General features: G+C 63.8%; 15 protein-coding genes. 12 read left to right on the top strand and 3 right to left on the bottom strand.

What is annotated here, in order from left to right:
• The first annotated feature begins 21 nt into the window (after positions 1–21).
• The 9 genes from LZ538_RS11300 to LZ538_RS11260 are packed head-to-tail and all read left to right on the top strand — an operon-like array spanning position 22 to position 9377.
• Entirely contained in the window at positions 22–627 is a 606-nt protein-coding gene (locus LZ538_RS11300) for an NADH-quinone oxidoreductase subunit J (protein WP_249832109.1), read from the top strand.
• Positions 624–929, top strand: a complete 306-nt coding sequence (gene nuoK / locus LZ538_RS11295; RefSeq protein WP_249832108.1) for an NADH-quinone oxidoreductase subunit NuoK — start codon at positions 624–626, stop codon at positions 927–929. Before LZ538_RS11300 ends, nuoK begins: the two co-directional genes overlap by 4 nt.
• Positions 929–2974: an NADH-quinone oxidoreductase subunit L gene (nuoL, locus tag LZ538_RS11290; protein WP_249832107.1), complete on the top strand. Its 2046-nt coding sequence runs from the start codon at positions 929–931 to the stop codon at positions 2972–2974. The genes nuoK and nuoL overlap by 1 nt, the downstream gene beginning before the upstream one ends.
• Positions 2971–4509: an NADH-quinone oxidoreductase subunit M gene (locus tag LZ538_RS11285; protein ID WP_249832106.1), complete on the top strand. Its 1539-nt coding sequence runs from the start codon at positions 2971–2973 to the stop codon at positions 4507–4509. The genes nuoL and LZ538_RS11285 overlap by 4 nt, the downstream gene beginning before the upstream one ends.
• Positions 4509–5942: an NADH-quinone oxidoreductase subunit NuoN gene (gene nuoN, locus LZ538_RS11280; RefSeq protein ID WP_249832105.1), complete on the top strand. Its 1434-nt coding sequence runs from the start codon at positions 4509–4511 to the stop codon at positions 5940–5942. The genes LZ538_RS11285 and nuoN overlap by 1 nt, the downstream gene beginning before the upstream one ends.
• Positions 5939–6628 carry a biotin--[acetyl-CoA-carboxylase] ligase gene (locus tag LZ538_RS11275; protein WP_283937810.1) on the top strand — a complete coding sequence of 230 codons (690 nt, stop codon included), beginning with the start codon at positions 5939–5941 and terminating at the stop codon, positions 6626–6628. The genes nuoN and LZ538_RS11275 overlap by 4 nt, the downstream gene beginning before the upstream one ends.
• Before the next feature lie 29 nt (positions 6629–6657).
• Positions 6658–7446: a type III pantothenate kinase gene (locus tag LZ538_RS11270; RefSeq protein WP_249832104.1), complete on the top strand. Its 789-nt coding sequence runs from the start codon at positions 6658–6660 to the stop codon at positions 7444–7446.
• A gap of 10 nt (positions 7447–7456) precedes the next feature.
• Entirely contained in the window at positions 7457–9097 is a 1641-nt protein-coding gene (locus tag LZ538_RS11265) for a ribonuclease J (protein ID WP_249832103.1), read from the top strand.
• Positions 9098–9104: 7 nt separating this feature from the next.
• Positions 9105–9377, top strand: coding sequence for a DUF1467 family protein (locus LZ538_RS11260; RefSeq protein WP_249832102.1), 273 nt, complete (start codon positions 9105–9107; stop codon positions 9375–9377).
• On the opposite strand, the gene LZ538_RS11255 is transcribed toward LZ538_RS11260, so the two are convergent.
• The gene (locus LZ538_RS11255) at positions 9374–11677 is read right to left on the bottom strand and encodes a coiled-coil domain-containing protein (RefSeq protein WP_249832101.1); all 2304 of its coding nucleotides are present in this window, start codon (positions 11675–11677) and stop codon (positions 9374–9376) included. The genes LZ538_RS11260 and LZ538_RS11255 overlap by 4 nt on opposite strands.
• Before the next feature lie 82 nt (positions 11678–11759).
• Here LZ538_RS11255 and LZ538_RS11250 point away from each other — a divergent pair, with 82 nt between their 5' ends.
• Genes LZ538_RS11250 through LZ538_RS11240 form a run of 3 tightly spaced genes read left to right on the top strand, consistent with a single transcriptional unit; the run spans position 11760 to position 15356 of the window.
• Positions 11760–12944 (top strand): NTP transferase domain-containing protein, encoded by a 1185-nt coding sequence (locus LZ538_RS11250; protein WP_249832100.1) that lies wholly within the window; start codon positions 11760–11762, stop codon positions 12942–12944.
• A gap of 35 nt (positions 12945–12979) precedes the next feature.
• Positions 12980–14038: a DUF2336 domain-containing protein gene (locus LZ538_RS11245; RefSeq protein ID WP_249832099.1), complete on the top strand. Its 1059-nt coding sequence runs from the start codon at positions 12980–12982 to the stop codon at positions 14036–14038.
• Positions 14019–15356, top strand: coding sequence for a sensor histidine kinase (locus LZ538_RS11240; protein ID WP_249832098.1), 1338 nt, complete (start codon positions 14019–14021; stop codon positions 15354–15356). The genes LZ538_RS11245 and LZ538_RS11240 overlap by 20 nt, the downstream gene beginning before the upstream one ends.
• Here the strand turns inward: LZ538_RS11240 and LZ538_RS11235 are convergent.
• A complete protein-coding gene (locus LZ538_RS11235) occupies positions 15353–16639 on the bottom strand; it encodes a citrate synthase (protein ID WP_249832097.1) in 1287 nt (428 codons plus the stop codon). The genes LZ538_RS11240 and LZ538_RS11235 overlap by 4 nt on opposite strands.
• Positions 16636–18048, bottom strand: a complete 1413-nt coding sequence (gene gltX, locus LZ538_RS11230; protein ID WP_249832096.1) for a glutamate--tRNA ligase — start codon at positions 18046–18048, stop codon at positions 16636–16638. Before gltX ends, LZ538_RS11235 begins: the two co-directional genes overlap by 4 nt.
• Positions 18049–18062 lie beyond the last annotated feature (14 nt).

Genomic DNA, 18062 nt, shown 5'->3' with positions numbered 1-18062 from the left:
CGCCGCAACAGGGTCCCCAGCTTGATCGCTTCCATCGCCTTTTATCTGTTCGCGACGCTGACCATCGCTCCGGCGCTGGCGGTCATTTTCGCGCGCAACCCGGTCCACAGCGTGCTGTGGTTGATCGTGGCTTTCTTCAATTCGGCCGGCCTCATGTTGCTTCTCGGGGCAGAGTTCATCGCGATGCTTGTGGTCATCGTCTACGTCGGCGCGGTCGCGGTCCTGTTCCTGTTCGTGGTCATGATGCTCGACATCGACTTCGCGTCGCTGCGATCGGGCTTCACCAGGAACCTTCCGTTCGGGATCATCATTGCGCTCGTGTTGCTTGCCGAGATCATCATCGCGGTGAGCGCCTGGCAAGCCGGTCCGGCGCTGAGCGGTCACAATGTCGCGGCGACTACACAGCCGAACATCGTAGCGCTCGGTCAGCTGCTCTACAGCCGCTACCTGTTCCCGTTCGAGATTGCGGGCCTGATCCTGCTCGTGGCGATGGTCGGGGCGATCGTGCTGACCCATCGCCGCAGGCATGACACACGTCCGCAGAAGGTATGGAAGCAGGTCGCTCGCCGTCCTGACGAGGCGGTCAAGGTGCTCGATCCGGGCGTTGGTGAAGGAATGAAATTGTGATCGGGCTCGCGCACTATCTCACCGTCGCGGCGATCCTGTTCACGATCGGCGTGCTCGGCATCTTCCTCAATCGGCGCAACGTGATCCTCATGTTGATGGCGATCGAGCTCATCCTGCTTGCCGTGAACATCAACCTGGTCGCATTCTCCGCCTACCTCGGTGACCTGACGGGGCAGGTGCTCGCGATGTTCGTGTTGACGGTCGCCGCCGCCGAAGCCGCGATCGGCCTCGCCATCCTGGTCATCTTTTTCCGCCGCCGCGGCTCAATCGCGGTGGACGACGCAACGAGGATGCACGGCTGATGCATCCGCTGATCTTCATCGTCTTCCTTCCGCTTATCGCCGCGATCATTGCTGGCCTCGGCGGGCGCTGGATCGGCAAGGTCCCGGCAAAGGTCGTGACGACCGGCGCATTGTTCGTCGGCGCGTTCCTCAGCTGGCCGATCTTCTTCCAGTACATCAGCGGATCGGCGCAGGACACGGTGGTCCCGGTGCTTACGTGGATCCGTTCCGGCGATCTCAGCGTGGACTGGGCGCTCCGGCTTGATGCACTGACCGCAGTGATGTTGGTCGTGGTGACCACTGTCTCGGCGCTCGTGCACCTCTACAGCTGGGGGTACATGGAAGAAGACCCGGGCCAGCCCCGCTTCTTCGCTTATTTGTCGCTGTTCAGCTTCGCGATGCTGATGCTCGTGACCGCCGACAATCTGGTGCAGATGTTCTTCGGCTGGGAAGGCGTCGGCCTCGCATCCTACCTTTTGATCGGCTTCTGGTATCACAAGCCGTCGGCCAATGCGGCCGCGCTCAAGGCGTTCGTGGTCAACCGGGTCGGCGACTTCGGCTTCTCGCTCGGCATTTTCGGAACGTTCCTGGTGTTCGGAACCGTATCTCTTCCGGCAATCCTGGCAGCAGCGCCCGGCATGGCCGGGTCGACGATCGGCTTCGCGGGAATGCGCGTCGACACGATGACCCTTCTCTGCCTGCTTTTGTTCGTGGGCGCCTGTGGCAAGTCCGCACAGCTGGGTCTCCACACCTGGTTGCCGGACGCCATGGAAGGCCCGACGCCAGTGAGCGCGCTCATCCATGCCGCGACGATGGTGACAGCAGGCGTGTTCATGGTTTGCCGCCTGTCGCCGATGTTCGAGACGTCGCAGACGGCGATGCACGTGGTCACCTATGTAGGAGCAGCGACCGCTTTCTTCGCCGCAACGGTCGGCACCGCGCAAAACGACATCAAGCGTGTGATCGCTTATTCGACCTGTTCTCAGCTGGGCTACATGTTCTTTGCGGCGGGCGTCGGCGCTTACGGCGCGGCGATGTTCCACCTGTTCACCCACGCCTTCTTCAAGGCGCTCCTGTTCCTCGGAGCGGGCAGCGTCATCCACGCCATGCACCACGAGCAGGACATGCGCTTCTACGGCTCGCTGAGGAAGGAGATTCCCTTCACCTTCTGGGTAATGATGATTGGCACGCTCGCGATCACGGGCGTCGGAGTGGTCGGCGTGCTGGGCTTTGCCGGCTTCTGGTCCAAGGACGCCATCCTCGAGAGCGCCTGGGCGGCGAACAATGTGCCCGGAACCATCGCCTTCTGGTTGGGGTCGATCGCTGCCCTGCTGACGAGCTTCTACAGCTGGCGGCTCGTGTTCCTGACCTTCTGCGGCAAGCCGCGCTGGGCAGCCTCCGAGCATATCCAGCACGCTGTCCATGGCCATCATGAAGCGCCCGACGAAGAGCATGGCGACAGCTCGCATGACAAGCACATGCCGGCCGAAGGAACGGGCGGCTACCATCCGCATGAGAGCCCACTGACCATGCTGATCCCGATCGGGTTGCTCGCCGTCGGCGCGCTATTCGCCGGCCAGCTGTTCCACGACATCTTCATTGGCGCCGATCGCGCGCCGGAGTTCTGGAGGCACAGCATCTCGTTCAACACGCACCTCGCTCACGCCATGCATGAGGTGCCGCTTTTCGTAAAACTGAGCGCGACCATCGCGATGCTGCTTGGGCTATGGATCGCCTGGAACAACTATATCCGCAATCCGGGCGCGGCCGGCGCATTCGTCCGGCAATTCCCCGCAGTGCACCGCTTCGTGCTCAACAAATGGTACTTTGACGAGCTTTACGACCTGATCTTCGTCCGGCCGTCGCTTTGGCTGGGACGCTTGTTCTGGAAGGGCGGTGACGAAGGAACGATCGACCGCTTCGGCCCGCACGGAGCCGCTTACGCTGTGGCGGCTGGCAACAGGGTCGCGGCGCGTATCCAGAACGGTTACCTCTACTCTTATGCGCTGGTGATGCTGCTCGGCCTGATCGGCGCGGCGAGCTGGGCGATTTGGTGGGCTCAGTGAGTCAGTTGCCGCTGCTCTCCATCCTGGTCGGCATTCCGCTCCTTGGGGCCGTGCTCTGCCTATTCGTACGCGCGGAAGCCGCGCGCTGGATCGCGCTCATCGCGACATTGCTCGATCTTGCGCTCGGCTCTTATCTTTGGGCGCTTTACGACCCGAGCGGCCCGCAGTGGCAGTTCGTCGAGTTCGTCACGCTCGGCGGCGGCATCAACTGGGCGCTTGGAATCGACGGCATCGCTCTGGTGTTGATCATGCTCAGCGTCTTCCTGATGCCGATCTGCATCGGGGCCAGCTGGCGAGCGATCGAGAAGCGCGTGCCTGAGTACATGGCCTACTTCCTCCTCATGGAAGCGTTGATGCTCGGCGTCTTCGCGGCGCAGGACCTGTTCCTGTTCTACATCTTCTTCGAAGGTGGCCTCATTCCGATGTACCTGATCATCGGCGTGTGGGGCGGCGCGGAGCGTATCAAGGCCAGCTACAAGTTCTTCCTCTACACCTTGTTCGGCTCGGTCCTGATGCTGATCGCCATGCTGTACATGGTGATCACAGCCAAGACGACGTTCATCCCTGACCTGATGGCGTACGACTTCCCGGTCCATGCCCAGACGTGGCTGTGGCTCGCCTTCTTCGCGAGCTTCGCCGTCAAGATGCCGATGTGGCCGGTCCACACCTGGTTGCCCGATGCTCACGTCCAGGCGCCGACCGCGGGTTCGGTGATTCTGGCCGGCGTGCTGCTGAAGATGGGCGGATACGGATTCATCCGCTTCTCGCTGCCGATGTTCCCGGAAGGCTCGCTGCAGTTCATCCCCTTGGTCTTTGCCCTCTCCGGGATTGCAGTCGTGTACACGAGCCTTGTCGCCTTGGTGCAGCGCGACATGAAGAAGTTGATCGCTTATTCCTCCGTCGCCCATATGGCCTTCGTGACGTTCGGGCTCTTCGCGATGAACCGTCAGGGCATCGAAGGCGCCATGGTCGTCATGCTCAGCCATGGCCTCGTCTCGGGCGCACTCTTCCTCTGCGTCGGCGTTGTCTACGATCGGCTGCACAGCCGCGAGATCGAGAAATATGGCGGCCTGTCCAACAACATGCCGGGCTATGCGCTGCTGTTCATGGTGTTCACGATGGCCAGCGTCGGGCTTCCCGGCACGAGCGGCTTCGTGGGCGAGTTCCTCAGCCTTGTCGGGACTTACCACGCATCCACCTGGGCCGCGATCGTCGCCACGACCGGCATCATCCTGGGCGCAGCCTACATGCTTTGGCTCTACTGGCGCATCGCATTTGGTACCGCACGCACGAAGGAAGCCGCTGCGATGAAGGACCTTAGCGCGCGCGAATGGTGGCTGCTTGCGCCCATCGCCGCCGCGGTCTTCTGGATGGGTATCTATCCGGAAAGCTTCGTTCGGCCGATCCGCAACGATGTCGGTCGTCTGCTGGTCCGTCTGGAACGCGTTGCGCCTGCCGGCGACTCCCAGCCGACTCCCGGCAAGCCCAAGCTCAAGGTGATCGACGCCGAGGGCCAGCATGGAGAGGCGCACTGATGGGCCGCTTCGCGCCACTTCTTCCCGAGCTGATCCTCAGCATCGGCGGCACGATCCTGATGCTCGTCGCGGCATTCACCGGACGGCGTGGGTCGGGCCTCACCAGCTGGCTGTCGGTGGCATTGCTCATCGCCGCGACGTTCGCGCTGATGGGTGCGCCGTCACATGCGGGTCCCGTCTTCGACGGCCTCATCGCCGCGGACCTGTTCGCCAGCTTCGGCAAGGCCATCATGTTTCCGGCCGCCGCCATTGCGATAATTGCGGCGCACGGCTGGTTCGAGCACGACCACGAGCATAGCAGCGAATATGCGGTGCTGATCGTGTTCAGCGCGGTGGGCATGAGCGTCATGGTATCGGCGACCAGCCTGGTGTCGCTTTACGTCGGCCTCGAGTTGCAGAGCCTCGCAGCCTATGTGCTTGCCTCCTACCGCCGCTCTGATGAGCGTTCTGCTGAGGCGGGCCTCAAATATTTCGTGCTCGGCGCGCTCGCCAGCGGGATTCTCCTCTATGGCATCTCCCTGCTTTACGGCTTCACCGGGACGATGAACTTCACCGGCCTCGCATCGGCGTTCGGCCGCGGTGCTCCCAGTCTCGGGCTGTTGTTCGGACTGGTGTTCCTGCTCGCGGGACTGGCGTTCAAGGCCAGCGTCGTTCCGTTCCACATGTGGACGCCGGACGTTTACGAAGGCGCACCGACCCCGGTGACGGCATTCTTCGCCTCGGCGCCAAAGGTGGCGGCTGTCCTTCTCGCGACACGTGTCTGCATCGAGGCTCTCGGACCGGCGACGGAGGCGTGGAGGCAGATCGTGATCTTCGCGGCGCTCGCATCGATCTTCCTCGGGGCAGTTGGCGCGTTCGGTCAGACCAACATCAAGCGACTGCTGGCCTATTCGTCGATCAACAATGTCGGCTTTGCGCTGATCGGACTTGCTGCTGCGGGCCCCCAAGGCGCCTCGTCGGTGCTGTTCTACATGGCCGTGTACATCGTGATGACGCTGGGTGCGTTCCTTTGCGTGCTGTGGATGCGCCGACCGGACGGCGAACCGGTCGAGACCATCGCTAGCCTTTCCGGCCTCTCTCAGACCAGGCCCGCCTTCGCGGCAGCGATCGCTATCTTCATGTTCAGCCTTGCCGGTATTCCGCCGCTGTTCGGATTCTGGCCCAAGCTGCTCGTCTTCAATGCCGCGGTGGCAAGCGGCTACGTCGCGCTCGCGGTCGCAGGCATCGTTGGGACCGTCGTTGGTGCTTATTACTACCTGAAGATCGTCAAGGTCATGTACATGGACGATCCGGTCGAGCCCTTTGAGCGCGCGCGCGAGCCGATCCAGGGTTTCCTCATCCTCCTCGCCGCGGTTATCGTCTCGCCGCTGGGCTATCTGCTGATCGGGCCGCTCGGAGCGCTCACAGACCGCGCAGCCGGGGCCCTCTTCTGAACCGAATCCACATCGTCGAGCGCACCGGGTCGACCAACAGCGACATCCTTCAAAATGAGAAGGCGGCGGAAGGCGATTGGCTCGTCGCTCTCAGACAGGAGGAGGGAAGGGGCCGGCAAGGCCGTAAATGGGCGCAGGGCGCGGGCAATTTTTACGGCAGCACACTGGTCGAGCTGAAGTTCGAAGACCCACCCGCTCCATCATTGTCCCTGGCTGCGGGGCTCGCGCTGATCGAGGCAATCGATGTCGCGGTGCCGGACCAGGGATTAATGCTGAAATGGCCGAACGACGTGCTGATGCTCGGAAAGAAGGTGGCCGGCATACTGCTTGAACGGAGCGGGGATCGCGTGGCAGTCGGCTTCGGCGTGAACCTTGCGAGCGCTCCGCAAGTGCCTGGTCGAATGGTTGCCGCCCTGAATGCACAGGTCGAGCCGCAGGCCTTCGCGCCTTTGCTCGCTGGCAGCTTTGCGCGGCTGCTCCAGCTGTGGCGTCAAAGTCAGCCATGCCTGCTCGCGCAGGCTTGGCTCGCGCGTGCGCACCCACTCGGGACACGTCTGACGGTTCACGCGAGCGCCGGCGAGAGCCTTTCCGGCCGCTTCGACGGCCTGGAGGCCGACGGTGCGCTGCGCCTTGCGCTGGGCGACGGTTCGATATCCGTCGTGCACGCGGGCGACGTATTGTTGTGAACAATAGCGGCGAGCGTTAGGGCGCGCCCATGCTGCTAGCGATCGATGCCGGCAATACGAACTTGGTTTTCGCGCTGGTCGACGGCGGCGAGATCAAGGCGCGCTGGCGCATTGCCACTGACCCTCGGCGCACCGCTGACCAATATTCGGTCTGGCTTCACCAGCTTCTGGAGCTCGAAGGATATTCGCGCGCAGACGTCAGCGCGGTGATCATAGGTACGGTCGTCCCGCGTGCATTGCACAACCTCGAAGTCCTCGCCGCCAAGTATTTCCATGTTGAGCCAATGGTTGCCGGGCAGGGCGGCACCGCCTGGCCGCTGAAGCTCGACGTCGACGAACCGCACAACGTCGGGGCCGACCGCGCCCTGAACGCCATCGCGGCCCACGCGAAGCATCCGGGCGACCTGATCGTCGTCGATTTCGGGACGGCGACGACCTTCGACTATGTCGATGGGTCGGGCGCCTACAGGGGCGGTATCATCGCTCCGGGGATCAACCTCTCGCTTGATGCGCTGGTCAATGCCGCGGCCAAGCTCCCGCGGATCGCGATCGAAGCGCCCAAGAAGGACCTCGGTGTCATCGGTCGCACGACAAGCGGGCAGATGCTTATCGGCATCTACTGGGGATATGTCGCGATGATCGAAGGCTTGGTAGAGCGCATGAAGCGGGAGATCGGCGGGCCGGTGACTGTCGTCGCAACCGGCGGGCTCGCGGACCTGTTCGACGAGCACACCGATGTTTTCAATGCAATTGAACCCGATCTGACGATCCAGGGTTTGAGCCTGTTGCACGACATGGCGACACGCGGCTCCAGATGACGAGTACAAGATGATTCCCGGCGAAGAGCTTTTGTTCTGCGCGCTCGGGGGATCCGGCGAGATTGGCATGAACGTCAATCTCTACGGCTGCCGCGGTCAATGGATCATGGTCGACCTCGGGCTCACATTCGCCGATCCGAGCTATCCGGGTATCGAGCTCATCCTTCCCGATCTTGAATTCATAGAAAGCCAGCAAGAGCGGCTGGCCGGGATCGTGCTGACCCACGGGCACGAGGATCACATCGGCGCGCTGCCCTATCTTGCCGAAGAGCTTAAGGTCCCGCTGTTCGCAACGCCTTTCACAGCGGGCCTTATCGCAGGGAAACTTGAGGAAGAGGGCCTCACGGGCGCCGTAAAGCTCAACATTGTCGAGCGCGGCGGTAGCATCGAGCTCGGACCGTTCCGCGTGAGCTTCGTGGCGCTTTCGCACTCCATTCCCGAAGGCAATGGGCTGCTGATCGAAACGCCTTTCGGCAATATCTTCCACACGGGTGACTGGAAAATCGACGAGACCCCGGTGATCGGCGAGGCGCCGAGTACCGAGGCGCTCACGCGGATCGGCGACCAGGGAGTGCTGGCTCTCGTCTGCGATTCGACAAACGTCTTCCAGGACAAGCCCTCGGGGTCTGAGGAAAGCGTCCACGCGGGTCTGCGTGACCAAGTCGAGAAGGCCCAGGGACGGGCGCTCGTCACGACTTTCGCGTCAAACGCCGCCCGGCTCCAGACGATCGGCAGGGTGGCCGTGGAGACCGGACGCCGGGTGTGTATCGCGGGCCGATCGCTGGAGCGGATCCTTCGCGTGGCTCAGGCAACGGGTTACCTGAAGGACTTTCCGCCCCCAGTCAGCTTCGACGAAGCAATGCGGCTGCCGAAGCGCGAGCTGCTGATCATCGCAACAGGTGGCCAGGGTGAGCCGCGGGCGGCCCTCGGTCGCATCGCCTCCGGCAATCACGATCTGAAGCTCGCCGAGGGCGACACCTTGATCTTCTCGTCTCGCATCATTCCCGGAAATGAGGTGGCGATCGGACGCATCATGAACCAGCTCTCGGACATAGGCGCGCGCATAGTCACCGAACGCCAGGCGCATGTTCACGTGTCGGGGCATCCCGGCCGGCCCGAGCTCACGCAAATGTACGAATGGGTGCGCCCCCAGATCGTGGTGCCGGTACATGGCGAGGCGCGCCATCTCGCCGAGCATGCGCGACTTGCGACGAGTCATGGTGTGCCGAGCGCCGTCGTCCAGAAGAACGGCGATGTGATCCGCCTCGCGCCGGGAGATCCCAAGAAGGTCGATGAGGTCCGAGTCGGCCAGCTTGTCCTCGACGGAGATGTCATCCTGCCCGCGAACGGCGCAACCGTGAATGAGCGGCGGCGCATCGGCTACGGTGGCCTGATCACCGTCGCTTTGCCGGTGGGTGGCGACGGAAAGCTTGCCGGTACCCCGCTCATTCGGCCCTTCGGCGTTCCGGTAGAGGAAGACCGGGACGACTTCATCGCGGACGCCACCGACGCGGCGACGCGCGCATTCACGCCGGGGGAGGCCGAGGATCGAATGAAAGAGGCGGTTCGCCTGGCCGTTCGGCGATGTGCCACGCTGTGGACCGGAAAGAAGCCGCTGGTTGAAGTAATGCTCCTCGAGATAGCGGCCTGATCCGGCGATGAGGTTTACGTCGATCCTTGCGATCTACTTCCTCTTCTTCTGCGCGAGCGCATTCGTCCTGCTCCCGTTTGGCGTTCGAACCACGGAAGAGGTCGGGGGAGAATGCATTCCGGGTCAGGCCGACAGCGCGCCGCACCGCTTTCACGTCGGCCGCCACCTCCTGAAAGCCGCGATCCTGGGCGCACTGCTGTTCGCGCTCTATTATGCGAACTGGGCGTACGGGTGGGTCACTCCGGACGACCTCGACATCTACAGTCGGATCAAGAGCTAGCGGCGCTTCTCAACGGCTCCGGCAAGCGCCGCGTAGAGCTTGCCCATGTCGGAAGACATCAATGTCACGGCGATTATCCCGCCGTCGCGTTCGGCGAGGACTCGACGCAGCATCGATTCGAAGTCGTGAACGTAGCGGTTGACCGAGCGCTGGAACTCCATGTCGCTTTCGAAGTGGGCGGCAATCGCGCGCGTCTCGCTTCCGCCCATCAGGCGGACGGCGCGTCGCGTGAATACGCCTCGATTGCCCTTCAGGTAGGAATCCCAGGACTTGTCGTCGATCTCGTCCGACAGGATCTTGCCGACGTCGATCGCCGCGGAGTGCATCGAGTCGATGAGCAGGGAAACCCGGCGAGCGAAGGCTTCACTATCCTTCTCGCGCTGGGTCTTGCTGGTTTCCTCGATATGCTGCTCCAGCGCGGCCGCGCTCTGGCCGAGCGTTAGCATCTGCTGGGTCAGGCGGTCTGAAGCCGCCCGCGCGGACTCGACGGCCCTGGCGGCAGTCTGCTCAACTTCCCGCAGCTTCTCGTCGATGCTCTCGCGAATGACGCGCTCAAGTGCGCCGCGCGTCTGTTCGGACAATTTGCCGGCGCTTTCCGGAATGACGCTTCCGATTGCTTCTCGAGCGCGCTCGGCCGCGTGAGCAGCGGCTTCGCGTACTTGGACGAGCGCCGCGACAAGCGCGGGAGCGGTTTCGGCGCTCAGGTTCGCTGCCTCGGCCTGCGCGCTTCCCAGCGCCAACGAGAGATCGGAGAGTCGCGACTGGGCCTGGCCGACACCATCATCGACGCTCGCCAATAGGGCCGCGAGCCGGTCTTGCTGATCGGCCACCTGAGTGACGGTCCCGGCGAGCCGGTCGCTCGCCTCCATGGCCGCTTCGCGCACCCATTGCACCTCGGGCTTCACGCTCGCGGTCGAAGCTCCCAATTGGTCCGCGGCTCCCTGGGCTTCTCCGATCGCAGCGCTGACGCCTTCGCGGATTTCACCGACCAGCCCGTCAATCTGTTCGCGAAGGGCCGCTGTTCGATCGGCAAGCGCACCCAATGCATTGTCATGGCCCGAGGCCTGCGCGCCGATAGTGTCCAGCTCGGTGCGAGCGCGTGTGAGGGATTCAACGAAACGGTTCGCGCGCTCGTCGCCGCGGGCGGCGAGCTGGGTGAAGCGCTCGTCAATGAGTGCAAGGCCGCGGTCGATCTCGCTGATCATCCGCTGCGATGCTCGTTCCTGCTCGGCGACCCGCGCGGAGAGGCCTTCCAGTGTGGTGTTGGCATGATCCACATTCGACGCCAGCGCCTCTGAGGCTTCAGCTCCCGCCTTGCCGATTCCGGCCGAGGCCTGGAACACCAACGCGGATACGGCGGTCGATTGTGCGTCGATACCGGAGCGAATTTCCTCGAGACTTGCGGCCGTCCGCTCGAGCAATGTGTCGACGGCGGCGGATAGGCTGGATTCGGCTTCGTTGATCCTCGCCGTGGCGGCCGGTCCCGCCTGTTCGATTTCCGCCAGGCGCTGGGTGAACCGATCCGTTGCTTCGCCGACGAGTCGATCCGCCTCGCGGACGCGTTCGGTGAGACCCGCGACCTGCTCGGTCAGCTGTCCGGTCCGGCCCGAGGATTCGCTTCCGACCTGCCTGATCTGCTCGGCTGCGGCGCGCGCCGCTTCTTCGGCACGCGGCAAGTCGTCCAGAAGCACCGCAATATCGTTTCTTGCGGACTCGGCCGCACGATCGAGAGCCTCGCCGTGGCGAAGCAGCCTCTCGCTGCTGGAGTCCATTTCGCGGGTAATGCCGCCGAGCTTGCCGGTTGCCTCGTCGCCGAGTTGCATGAGGTGCTGCGACATCATCGTAAGCTCGGCCTGGCTGTCACCGATCCGTTGCGACAAGACCTCGAGCAACGCCTCGAGCGATTGCGCTTCGGACCGCATGGCGACGACCGACCGCGTGAATTTTTCCGCTTCCTTGCGCCGGGTGCGTCCGAAGATCAGCCATGCAAGGCCGAGCAAAGCCAACGGACCGGCCGCGACTGCCACCCATTGCGCGAAGAGTGGCGATGAAATCGGCTGTGCCGCGAGCGCGCGTCCCGCGGACCAGGCGGTGAACGCCAGCCAGAGCGCGGCGACGACCGACAGCGCGATGCCAAGTACCTGGCGCCCGCCGGCTCCATGGGCCTCGGCTCGGCTTTCGCGCCAGTGATTCTCGTCGAAGCCGGGCTCGATCGCGACCGGATCGCCTCCAAGCTCGAGGATTTCTGTCTCTTCCACTGCCGGTGACAGGGGTTCGGCGCGCTTTGCGAACGGGTTCATGGCCAAAGCAGTTTATCATCTTTGCTCGCGCGCGAAAGCGATTAGAGAGGGTTCGCTGAGCGGCACGAGAGGGGGAGGCTCAATGGCGCCTGGGGCGCTCATCGGCGCTTATCAGGAAGACGATTCCGGGGGTCTGCGGGCACTCCTTCCGCTCGCCGGCCGGACGCTGCTCGAATATCAGGTTCGCTGCGCCTCGTCGGTTGGAGCAGCTCCGATCGTCGTGGTGGTCGAGCGAGTCCCGCAGGCCTTGCAGGACGCTTTCGAGCGCCTTCGGCTAGACGGCATCGGCGTTTTCCCCGTCAGTGACGTCCACGAGGCGGTGAGCCGATTCGAGGCGGGATCGATGATCCTCCTCATCGGTGACGGGATTGTCCCGCCCGTGGAGCTGATCGCCCGAATGGCGGAAGAATCGGAGCCGGTCGTCGCGACCTTGCGCGATGACGATGCGCACGAGGCCTATGAACGTATCGACGCCGAAGTTCGCTGGGCGGGCGTCGCTCTCGTCGAGGCAGGACTTCTCGGGTCGACTGCCGCCATGCTGGGGGATTGGGACCTCCAATCGACGCTTTTGCGACGCACCCTTCAGGACGGAGCGTTGCGGGTTCCGATCGGCGACGGGGAGGGCGAGCCTCTGCTCGTCGACCGGGCGGAGCAGCTGCAGGATTTCCAGCGGCTGATGATTTCGTCGTCGCGTGCGCCGCGGACCGACTGGGTCAGCCGCTACCTTCTTCCGCCGCTCGAGGAACTGGCGACGGAACAGCTGATGGACAGCAATGTCCGCCCGATCTGGCTGGTGTGGATTGCCCTTGCGCTGACGCTGGGGGCCGCCGTGGCGTTTCTCGAAGGCTGGCCGGTGCTTGCTCTCGTCTTCCTCGTGGTTTCAAGTCCGCTGGATATCATCGGGGCCCGCCTCGCGACCTTGCGACTTCGTCCCCTGCCGACGCGGCTGCTTTCCCGAACTGCGCTCTGGCCCGCCTCGGGAGCTGCGCTGTTGGCATTGGGCTGGTGGGACGCCCGGCACGCAAGCAGCTGGGGGGCGTTTCTCGCCGCCGCCTGCGTGGCGGCATTCGCCGAGGCTGCGCGGATTGAGAAAGGCGCGTTGCCAATCCCCGGGCACGAGTGGCTGTTTTCACGGCGCGCCGGAATCTTCGCCGCGATTCCCTTCGCGATATTCGGCGCCTGGACCGGGTGCCTGGTTGCGCTACTCGCCTATGCGGCGCTTTCCTTCTTCTACATCCAGCACGCGCGGCACCTGCGACCGAGTTGACGCGAATTTAACCGAATTCGGCTACACGGCAGTCGATGCTGCCCGAAGAGTGGCCGATTGCTGCGCCTGCAGCCGACCAGAACGCGCCCGCGCGCCTCGCGGGCCGCGACCGTCTGTCCACGGTCCGGACGGACTTCTTCCTGCACCCCGAAGAGCGACTGACGGAGCAGGAGCGCGCGCTGATGACGGCCATGCTCCATTGCCTTGTCGGCGACATTGCCGATGAGTTGCGGGCCGCTCTGCCCAGCGGTCTTTCCGCCGCGAACGACGACGGCAATTTGCGGCTAGTCGAGGTGCTGGTTTCGCGCCGGCTGCTGGATCGGCCCGCCTTGGTCAGCTTGCTGCTGCGTCGCGCCGATGAGGAGCGGATCGCCACCGCCGCCGCCGCACGGAGCGGTCGCCGGGAGTCCCGGGTGCTCCAGGGATTGGTCAGCCACGCAGATGGCGCTGTCGCTGCCGCCGCAATGGCCCTGATCCTGGGACGCGGGAAGCGTCGCGATCGATTCGGTCAGTGCCTGCTTCATTTTGACGATCTTCCCACCGCGGAGGCAGGGAGCCTGGTGCACTCTATTTGCGCTGCTCTTCGCCCTGAGCTCGGAGGTATCGTTGGCTCCGCTGCGGCGGACCGCCAGCTGTCGGAAGCGGCGAGGCAAGTCCTTGCCAGTCATGACCCCGGCAGCGGGATCGAGGCCTTGACGGCAACGCTGGCGAGGATGCTCGACGAAGAAGAAGACCTCGGTGAGGAGGCCATCGTCGCCGCCGCCATGGAAGGCGAAATGACGTTTGTCGCCGAGGCGGTCTCCCGGCGTTCGGGAATCCCGGCCGATGTGGTGTTCGATGAGTTGCTTTCAGCGGACGAGCGGCGATCGATGGCCGTGCTTCGCACCGCGAAATTGTCGCGACAAGTCGCTGCAAGCCTGCTGGCAGGTATCGGCGATCTTCTCGGAATGGCGAACCCTGGTAAGGCCATAGATGTCTTCGACGCCCTGACGGACGCGGAAATCGAAAGCGCCCGTACCTGGCTGACCACCGATCAGACCTACCGCGATGCGGTTACGGCTTTGGGCTTTGGGCATGGCAAGCGCACCGTCTGAACCGAATATCGTCCGTGGGCGCCTGGACAAGGCTGGACGCCTCGTATCAGCCGACCCGGAGCTGGAGGCACTGCAGCGCGAGGCCGGATCGGGCCTCGGACAGACGCTTGCGCTCCCACAGCTCGCAGCCGTGGCGCAGCTTGCCCGGAAGCTCGGCATTTCGGTTTCCAGGCCGGCGACCGCTGCGGCAACGGACCACGATCTGGAGCTTTGGGTCCGCGCAACGCCGGATAGCGAGGGCGTGGCCCTGACAATTGAAGGTTGGCAGCCGCGCGCTCCGGCCGGGCCCCGCCTGGGATCGCTCCTGGGCGGCTCCGGCGAGTCGGAGGCCGCGACGCCACAACTCGAATGGGCTGCAGACGAGGAACTTCGCCTGATCTCGCTATCTAGCGAGCTGGCCGAGTTCCTGGGCGTGGACGTTGCCGAGACGGCCGGACAGGCCCTCACGCGCGTTCTTCGGCTCGAAGAGGACGAAGCTGGCGAGATGCCACTGATTAGCGCTCTGGCCGCCCGCCGCAGCTTTACAGGACAGCGCGCGCGAAGCCGATCGGACGAGGGGCAAAGTCTGGTCCTCAACGGCGAGGTCGTCACGAGCGCGGACGGCGCGTTTGCTGGATTCCGCGGCACTGTCGAGGTCGAGCAAGCGTCCGGCGAGTCAAATCAGACTCCGGTGCGCAGCGCTGCATTCGACCATGCCCTGGACGAGGCCCTTCGCTCTCCACTGGATCGGATCATCGAGAGCGCGGAGCGGATCGTGGAGCGTGCGGACGGCCCGCTACGCAGCGACTACGCCAATTACGGCGGCGACATCGCCGCTGCCGCCAGGCATCTGCTGTCGGTCGTGCGGGCGATGAACGAGGGATCGATCCAGGCGCATCAGACGATCGACCTCGCCGCTCTTGCCGCGGAGGCGGTCGTCCTGCTGGAATCGGTCGCCGAGGAGAAAAGCATCACGATCTTGCTGGAGGCGGATGAGGCGCTGCCGGCGAACGGCGAGGAGCGCGCCGTTATCCAGATCCTGGTCAATCTGATCGGCAATGCCGTCCGCCATTCGCCGGACAGCAGCACGGTTCGGCTCACCTTCGCCAAGACGCCCGGGACTGTTTCGGTGACCGTCACAGACGAGGGTTCGGGCATCGATCCGGCTGATCAGCAACGGATCTTCGAGCGATTCGAGCGTGCCAATCCGCGAGAAGGGGGCACCGGTCTCGGCCTTGCGATTTCCCGGCGGCTCGCACGAACCATGGGAGGCGACGTGACTCTGGAAAGCGCGCCTGGAATCGGCGCCAAGTTCACACTTACGCTGCCCAGCCCCTAGCGCTTGTCGACCGGAACGTAGTCTCGCTGCGGCTGGCCGACGTACAGCTGCCGCGGCCTGCCGATCTTCTGTTCGGGGTCGGAGATCATCTCATTCCACTGCGCGACCCAGCCAACGGTTCGGGCAAGCGCGAACAGGGCCGTGAACATGTCGGTCGGGAAACCGATCGCGTTCAAGATCACGCCTGAGTAGAAATCGACGTTCGGGTAGAGCTTTTTCTCGATGAAATAGTCGTCGCTGAGAGCGATCTGCTCGAGCTCCTTGGCGACGTCGAGAACGGGGTCGGACTTGCCGAGCTCCTTCAGGACCTCGTCCGCCGTCGCCTTCATCACTTTCGCGCGCGGGTCGAAGTTCTTGTAGACGCGGTGGCCGAAGCCCATCAGCCGGAATGGATCGTCCTTGTCCTTGGCGCGGGCGATATATTCGGGAATTCGCTTAACGTCGCCGATCTCGCGCAGCATGTTGAGCGCTGCTTCGTTCGCGCCGCCATGCGCCGGGCCCCACAGGCAGGCGATGCCGGCAGCGATGCATGCAAAGGGGTTCGCCCCCGACGACCCGGCCAGGCGCACCGTCGATGTCGATGCGTTCTGCTCATGGTCGGCATGGAGGATGAAAATTCGGCGCATCGCACGCTCGACAACCGGGTTTACCGCGTAAGGCTCGGCGGGCACGCCGAAGGTCATTCGAAGGAAGTTTCCGGTGTAGCTCAGGCTGTTGTCCGGATAGAGGAAGGGCTGGCCGACCGAATATTTGTAAGCCATCGCCGCGATCGTGGGCATCTTCGCGATCAGCCGGTGCGAAGCGATCATCCGCTGCTCGGGATCGGTGATGTCCGTGCTGTCGTGATAAAATGCCGACAGGGCGCCGACGACGCCGCACATGATCGCCATCGGATGCGCGTCCCGCCGGAACCCGCGGTAGAAGGTCGCGAGCTGCTCATGGAGCATGGTGTGGCGGCTGATGGTGTAGGTGAAGTCGTGGAGTTCGCTGCCCTTAGGCAGCTCCCCGTGGAGGAGGAGATAAGCGACCTCCATGAACGTCGAATTCTCGGCGAGCTGGTCAATCGGATATCCCCGGTGGAGCAGCACGCCTTTTTCGCCATCGATATAGGTGATCGCGCTTTGGCAGCTGGCCGTCGAGGTGAAGCCCGGGTCGTAGGTGAACATCCCGGTTTGACCGTATAGCTTCCGCACGTCGAAGACCTCGGGACCCACTGACCCCTCCAAGATGGGGTAGTTGAAGTCCTTGCCCTCGGTGCTGAGGGTCACGTTCCTGTCGGTCATTCGGTGGGCTCCAGTATCTGATCTTCTATGCGGGCCAGGCTCTCGCCCTTACCCAGCAAAACAAGCACGTCAAAAATGCCAGGCGACGTCGTTCGGCCAGTCAGCGCAGCGCGAAGGGGCTGAGCAAGCTTTCCGAGCTTCAAACCCGCTTGGTCGGCAACCGCGCGAATGGCCTGTTCGGTTCCACCGTGGGACCAGTCATCGACATTGGCGAGCGCCTGGTGGGCAGCGGCAAGCAGGCTCCTCGCATCTTCGGTCAAGAGGCCGGACGCTGCCTCGTCGAGGTCGAGCGGACGGCTTGCGAAGAGGAACCCGGCGCCCTCGCCGAGTTGGTGGAGGGTGTGCGCGCGGGCCTTGAGCTCGGGCATCGCGCGCACCAGCAATTCTTTCTGCTCGTCGGCTAAGCCCAGCTGCGGCGCGATGAGATCTGCGAGGCGGCCGTCGTCGGCTTCGCGAATGTAGTGACCATTGAGATTTTCCAGCTTTTTGAAGTCGAATCGCGACGGTGACTTGCCGACATGGTCGAGGTCGAACCATTCGATCGCCTGTTCGCGGCTGATGATCTCGTCATCGCCATGGCCCCAACCAAGACGGAGCAGGTAGTTGTCGACGGCTTCCGGAAGCATTCCAAGCTCGTCGCGATAAGCATCGACGCCAAGCGCGCCGTGCCGCTTCGACAGTTTTGCGCCGTCCGGTCCGTGGATTAGCGGAACGTGCGCGTAGACCGGCTCGGGCCAACCCATCGCGCGAATAATCGCAAGCTGGCGGAAGGCATTGTTAAGGTGGTCGTCGCCGCGAATGACGTGCGTGACGCCCATGTCGTGATCATCCACGACAACCGCCAGCATATAGGTAGGCGAGCCATCCGATCTCAGCAGGATGAAGTCGTCGAGCTCGGCATTCTGGACCGTTACCCGGCCCTGGACGCGGTCCTCGATGACCGTCTCCCCGTCGCGCGGGGCCTTGAGTCGGATCACGAACGGCTTGTCGCCTTGCGGATCGGTGGCGTCGCGCCACGGGCTGTTGATTCGAAAGGGCCGCCGCTCGGCCTGTGCCTTCTCCCGCTGCTGGGCGAGCTCTTCGCTTGTCATGTAGCACCGATAGGCGTGGCCGCGTTCGAGCAGCTTGTGCGCGACCTCCGCGTGCCTCGCCCAGAATTGGGACTGGTAATATTCGTGCCCGTCCCAATCGAGGCCGAGCCAGTGCATGCCGTCGAGGATCGCGTCGATCGCTTCCTTGGTGGAGCGCACCTTGTCGGTATCTTCGATGCGCAGCAGGAACTTGCCGCCGTGATGACGGGCGAAGAGCCAGTTGAAGAGCGCGGTCCGCGCGCCGCCGATATGAAGGAATCCGGTTGGCGACGGTGCGAAACGCGTAACTACAGGTTGCGACGAACGACTTGCGCTCAAGCGCGCTTTCCTCT

It is taken from the genome of Sphingomonas hankyongi (genome assembly GCF_023516575.1).
Lineage (GTDB): Bacteria > Pseudomonadota > Alphaproteobacteria > Sphingomonadales > Sphingomonadaceae > Sphingomicrobium > Sphingomicrobium hankyongi.
This window is presented reverse-complemented; position numbering and strand designations above follow the sequence as displayed.

Excerpts from the sequence above, each read along its gene's own strand:
- nuoL (WP_249832107.1), top strand. The coding sequence starts at position 929 with ATGCATCCGCTGATCTTCATCGTCTTCCTTCCGCTTATCGCCGCGATC.
- nuoN (WP_249832105.1), top strand. The coding sequence starts at position 4,509 with ATGGGCCGCTTCGCGCCACTTCTTCCCGAGCTGATCCTCAGCATCGGC.
- LZ538_RS11270 (WP_249832104.1), top strand. The coding sequence starts at position 6,658 with ATGCTGCTAGCGATCGATGCCGGCAATACGAACTTGGTTTTCGCGCTG.
- LZ538_RS11265 (WP_249832103.1), top strand. The coding sequence starts at position 7,457 with ATGATTCCCGGCGAAGAGCTTTTGTTCTGCGCGCTCGGGGGATCCGGC.
- LZ538_RS11260 (WP_249832102.1), top strand. The coding sequence starts at position 9,105 with ATGAGGTTTACGTCGATCCTTGCGATCTACTTCCTCTTCTTCTGCGCG.
- LZ538_RS11255 (WP_249832101.1), bottom strand. The coding sequence starts at position 11,677 with ATGAACCCGTTCGCAAAGCGCGCCGAACCCCTGTCACCGGCAGTGGAA.
- LZ538_RS11250 (WP_249832100.1), top strand. The coding sequence starts at position 11,760 with ATGGCGCCTGGGGCGCTCATCGGCGCTTATCAGGAAGACGATTCCGGG.
- LZ538_RS11245 (WP_249832099.1), top strand. The coding sequence starts at position 12,980 with ATGCTGCCCGAAGAGTGGCCGATTGCTGCGCCTGCAGCCGACCAGAAC.
- LZ538_RS11240 (WP_249832098.1), top strand. The coding sequence starts at position 14,019 with ATGGCAAGCGCACCGTCTGAACCGAATATCGTCCGTGGGCGCCTGGAC.
- LZ538_RS11235 (WP_249832097.1), bottom strand. The coding sequence starts at position 16,639 with ATGACCGACAGGAACGTGACCCTCAGCACCGAGGGCAAGGACTTCAAC.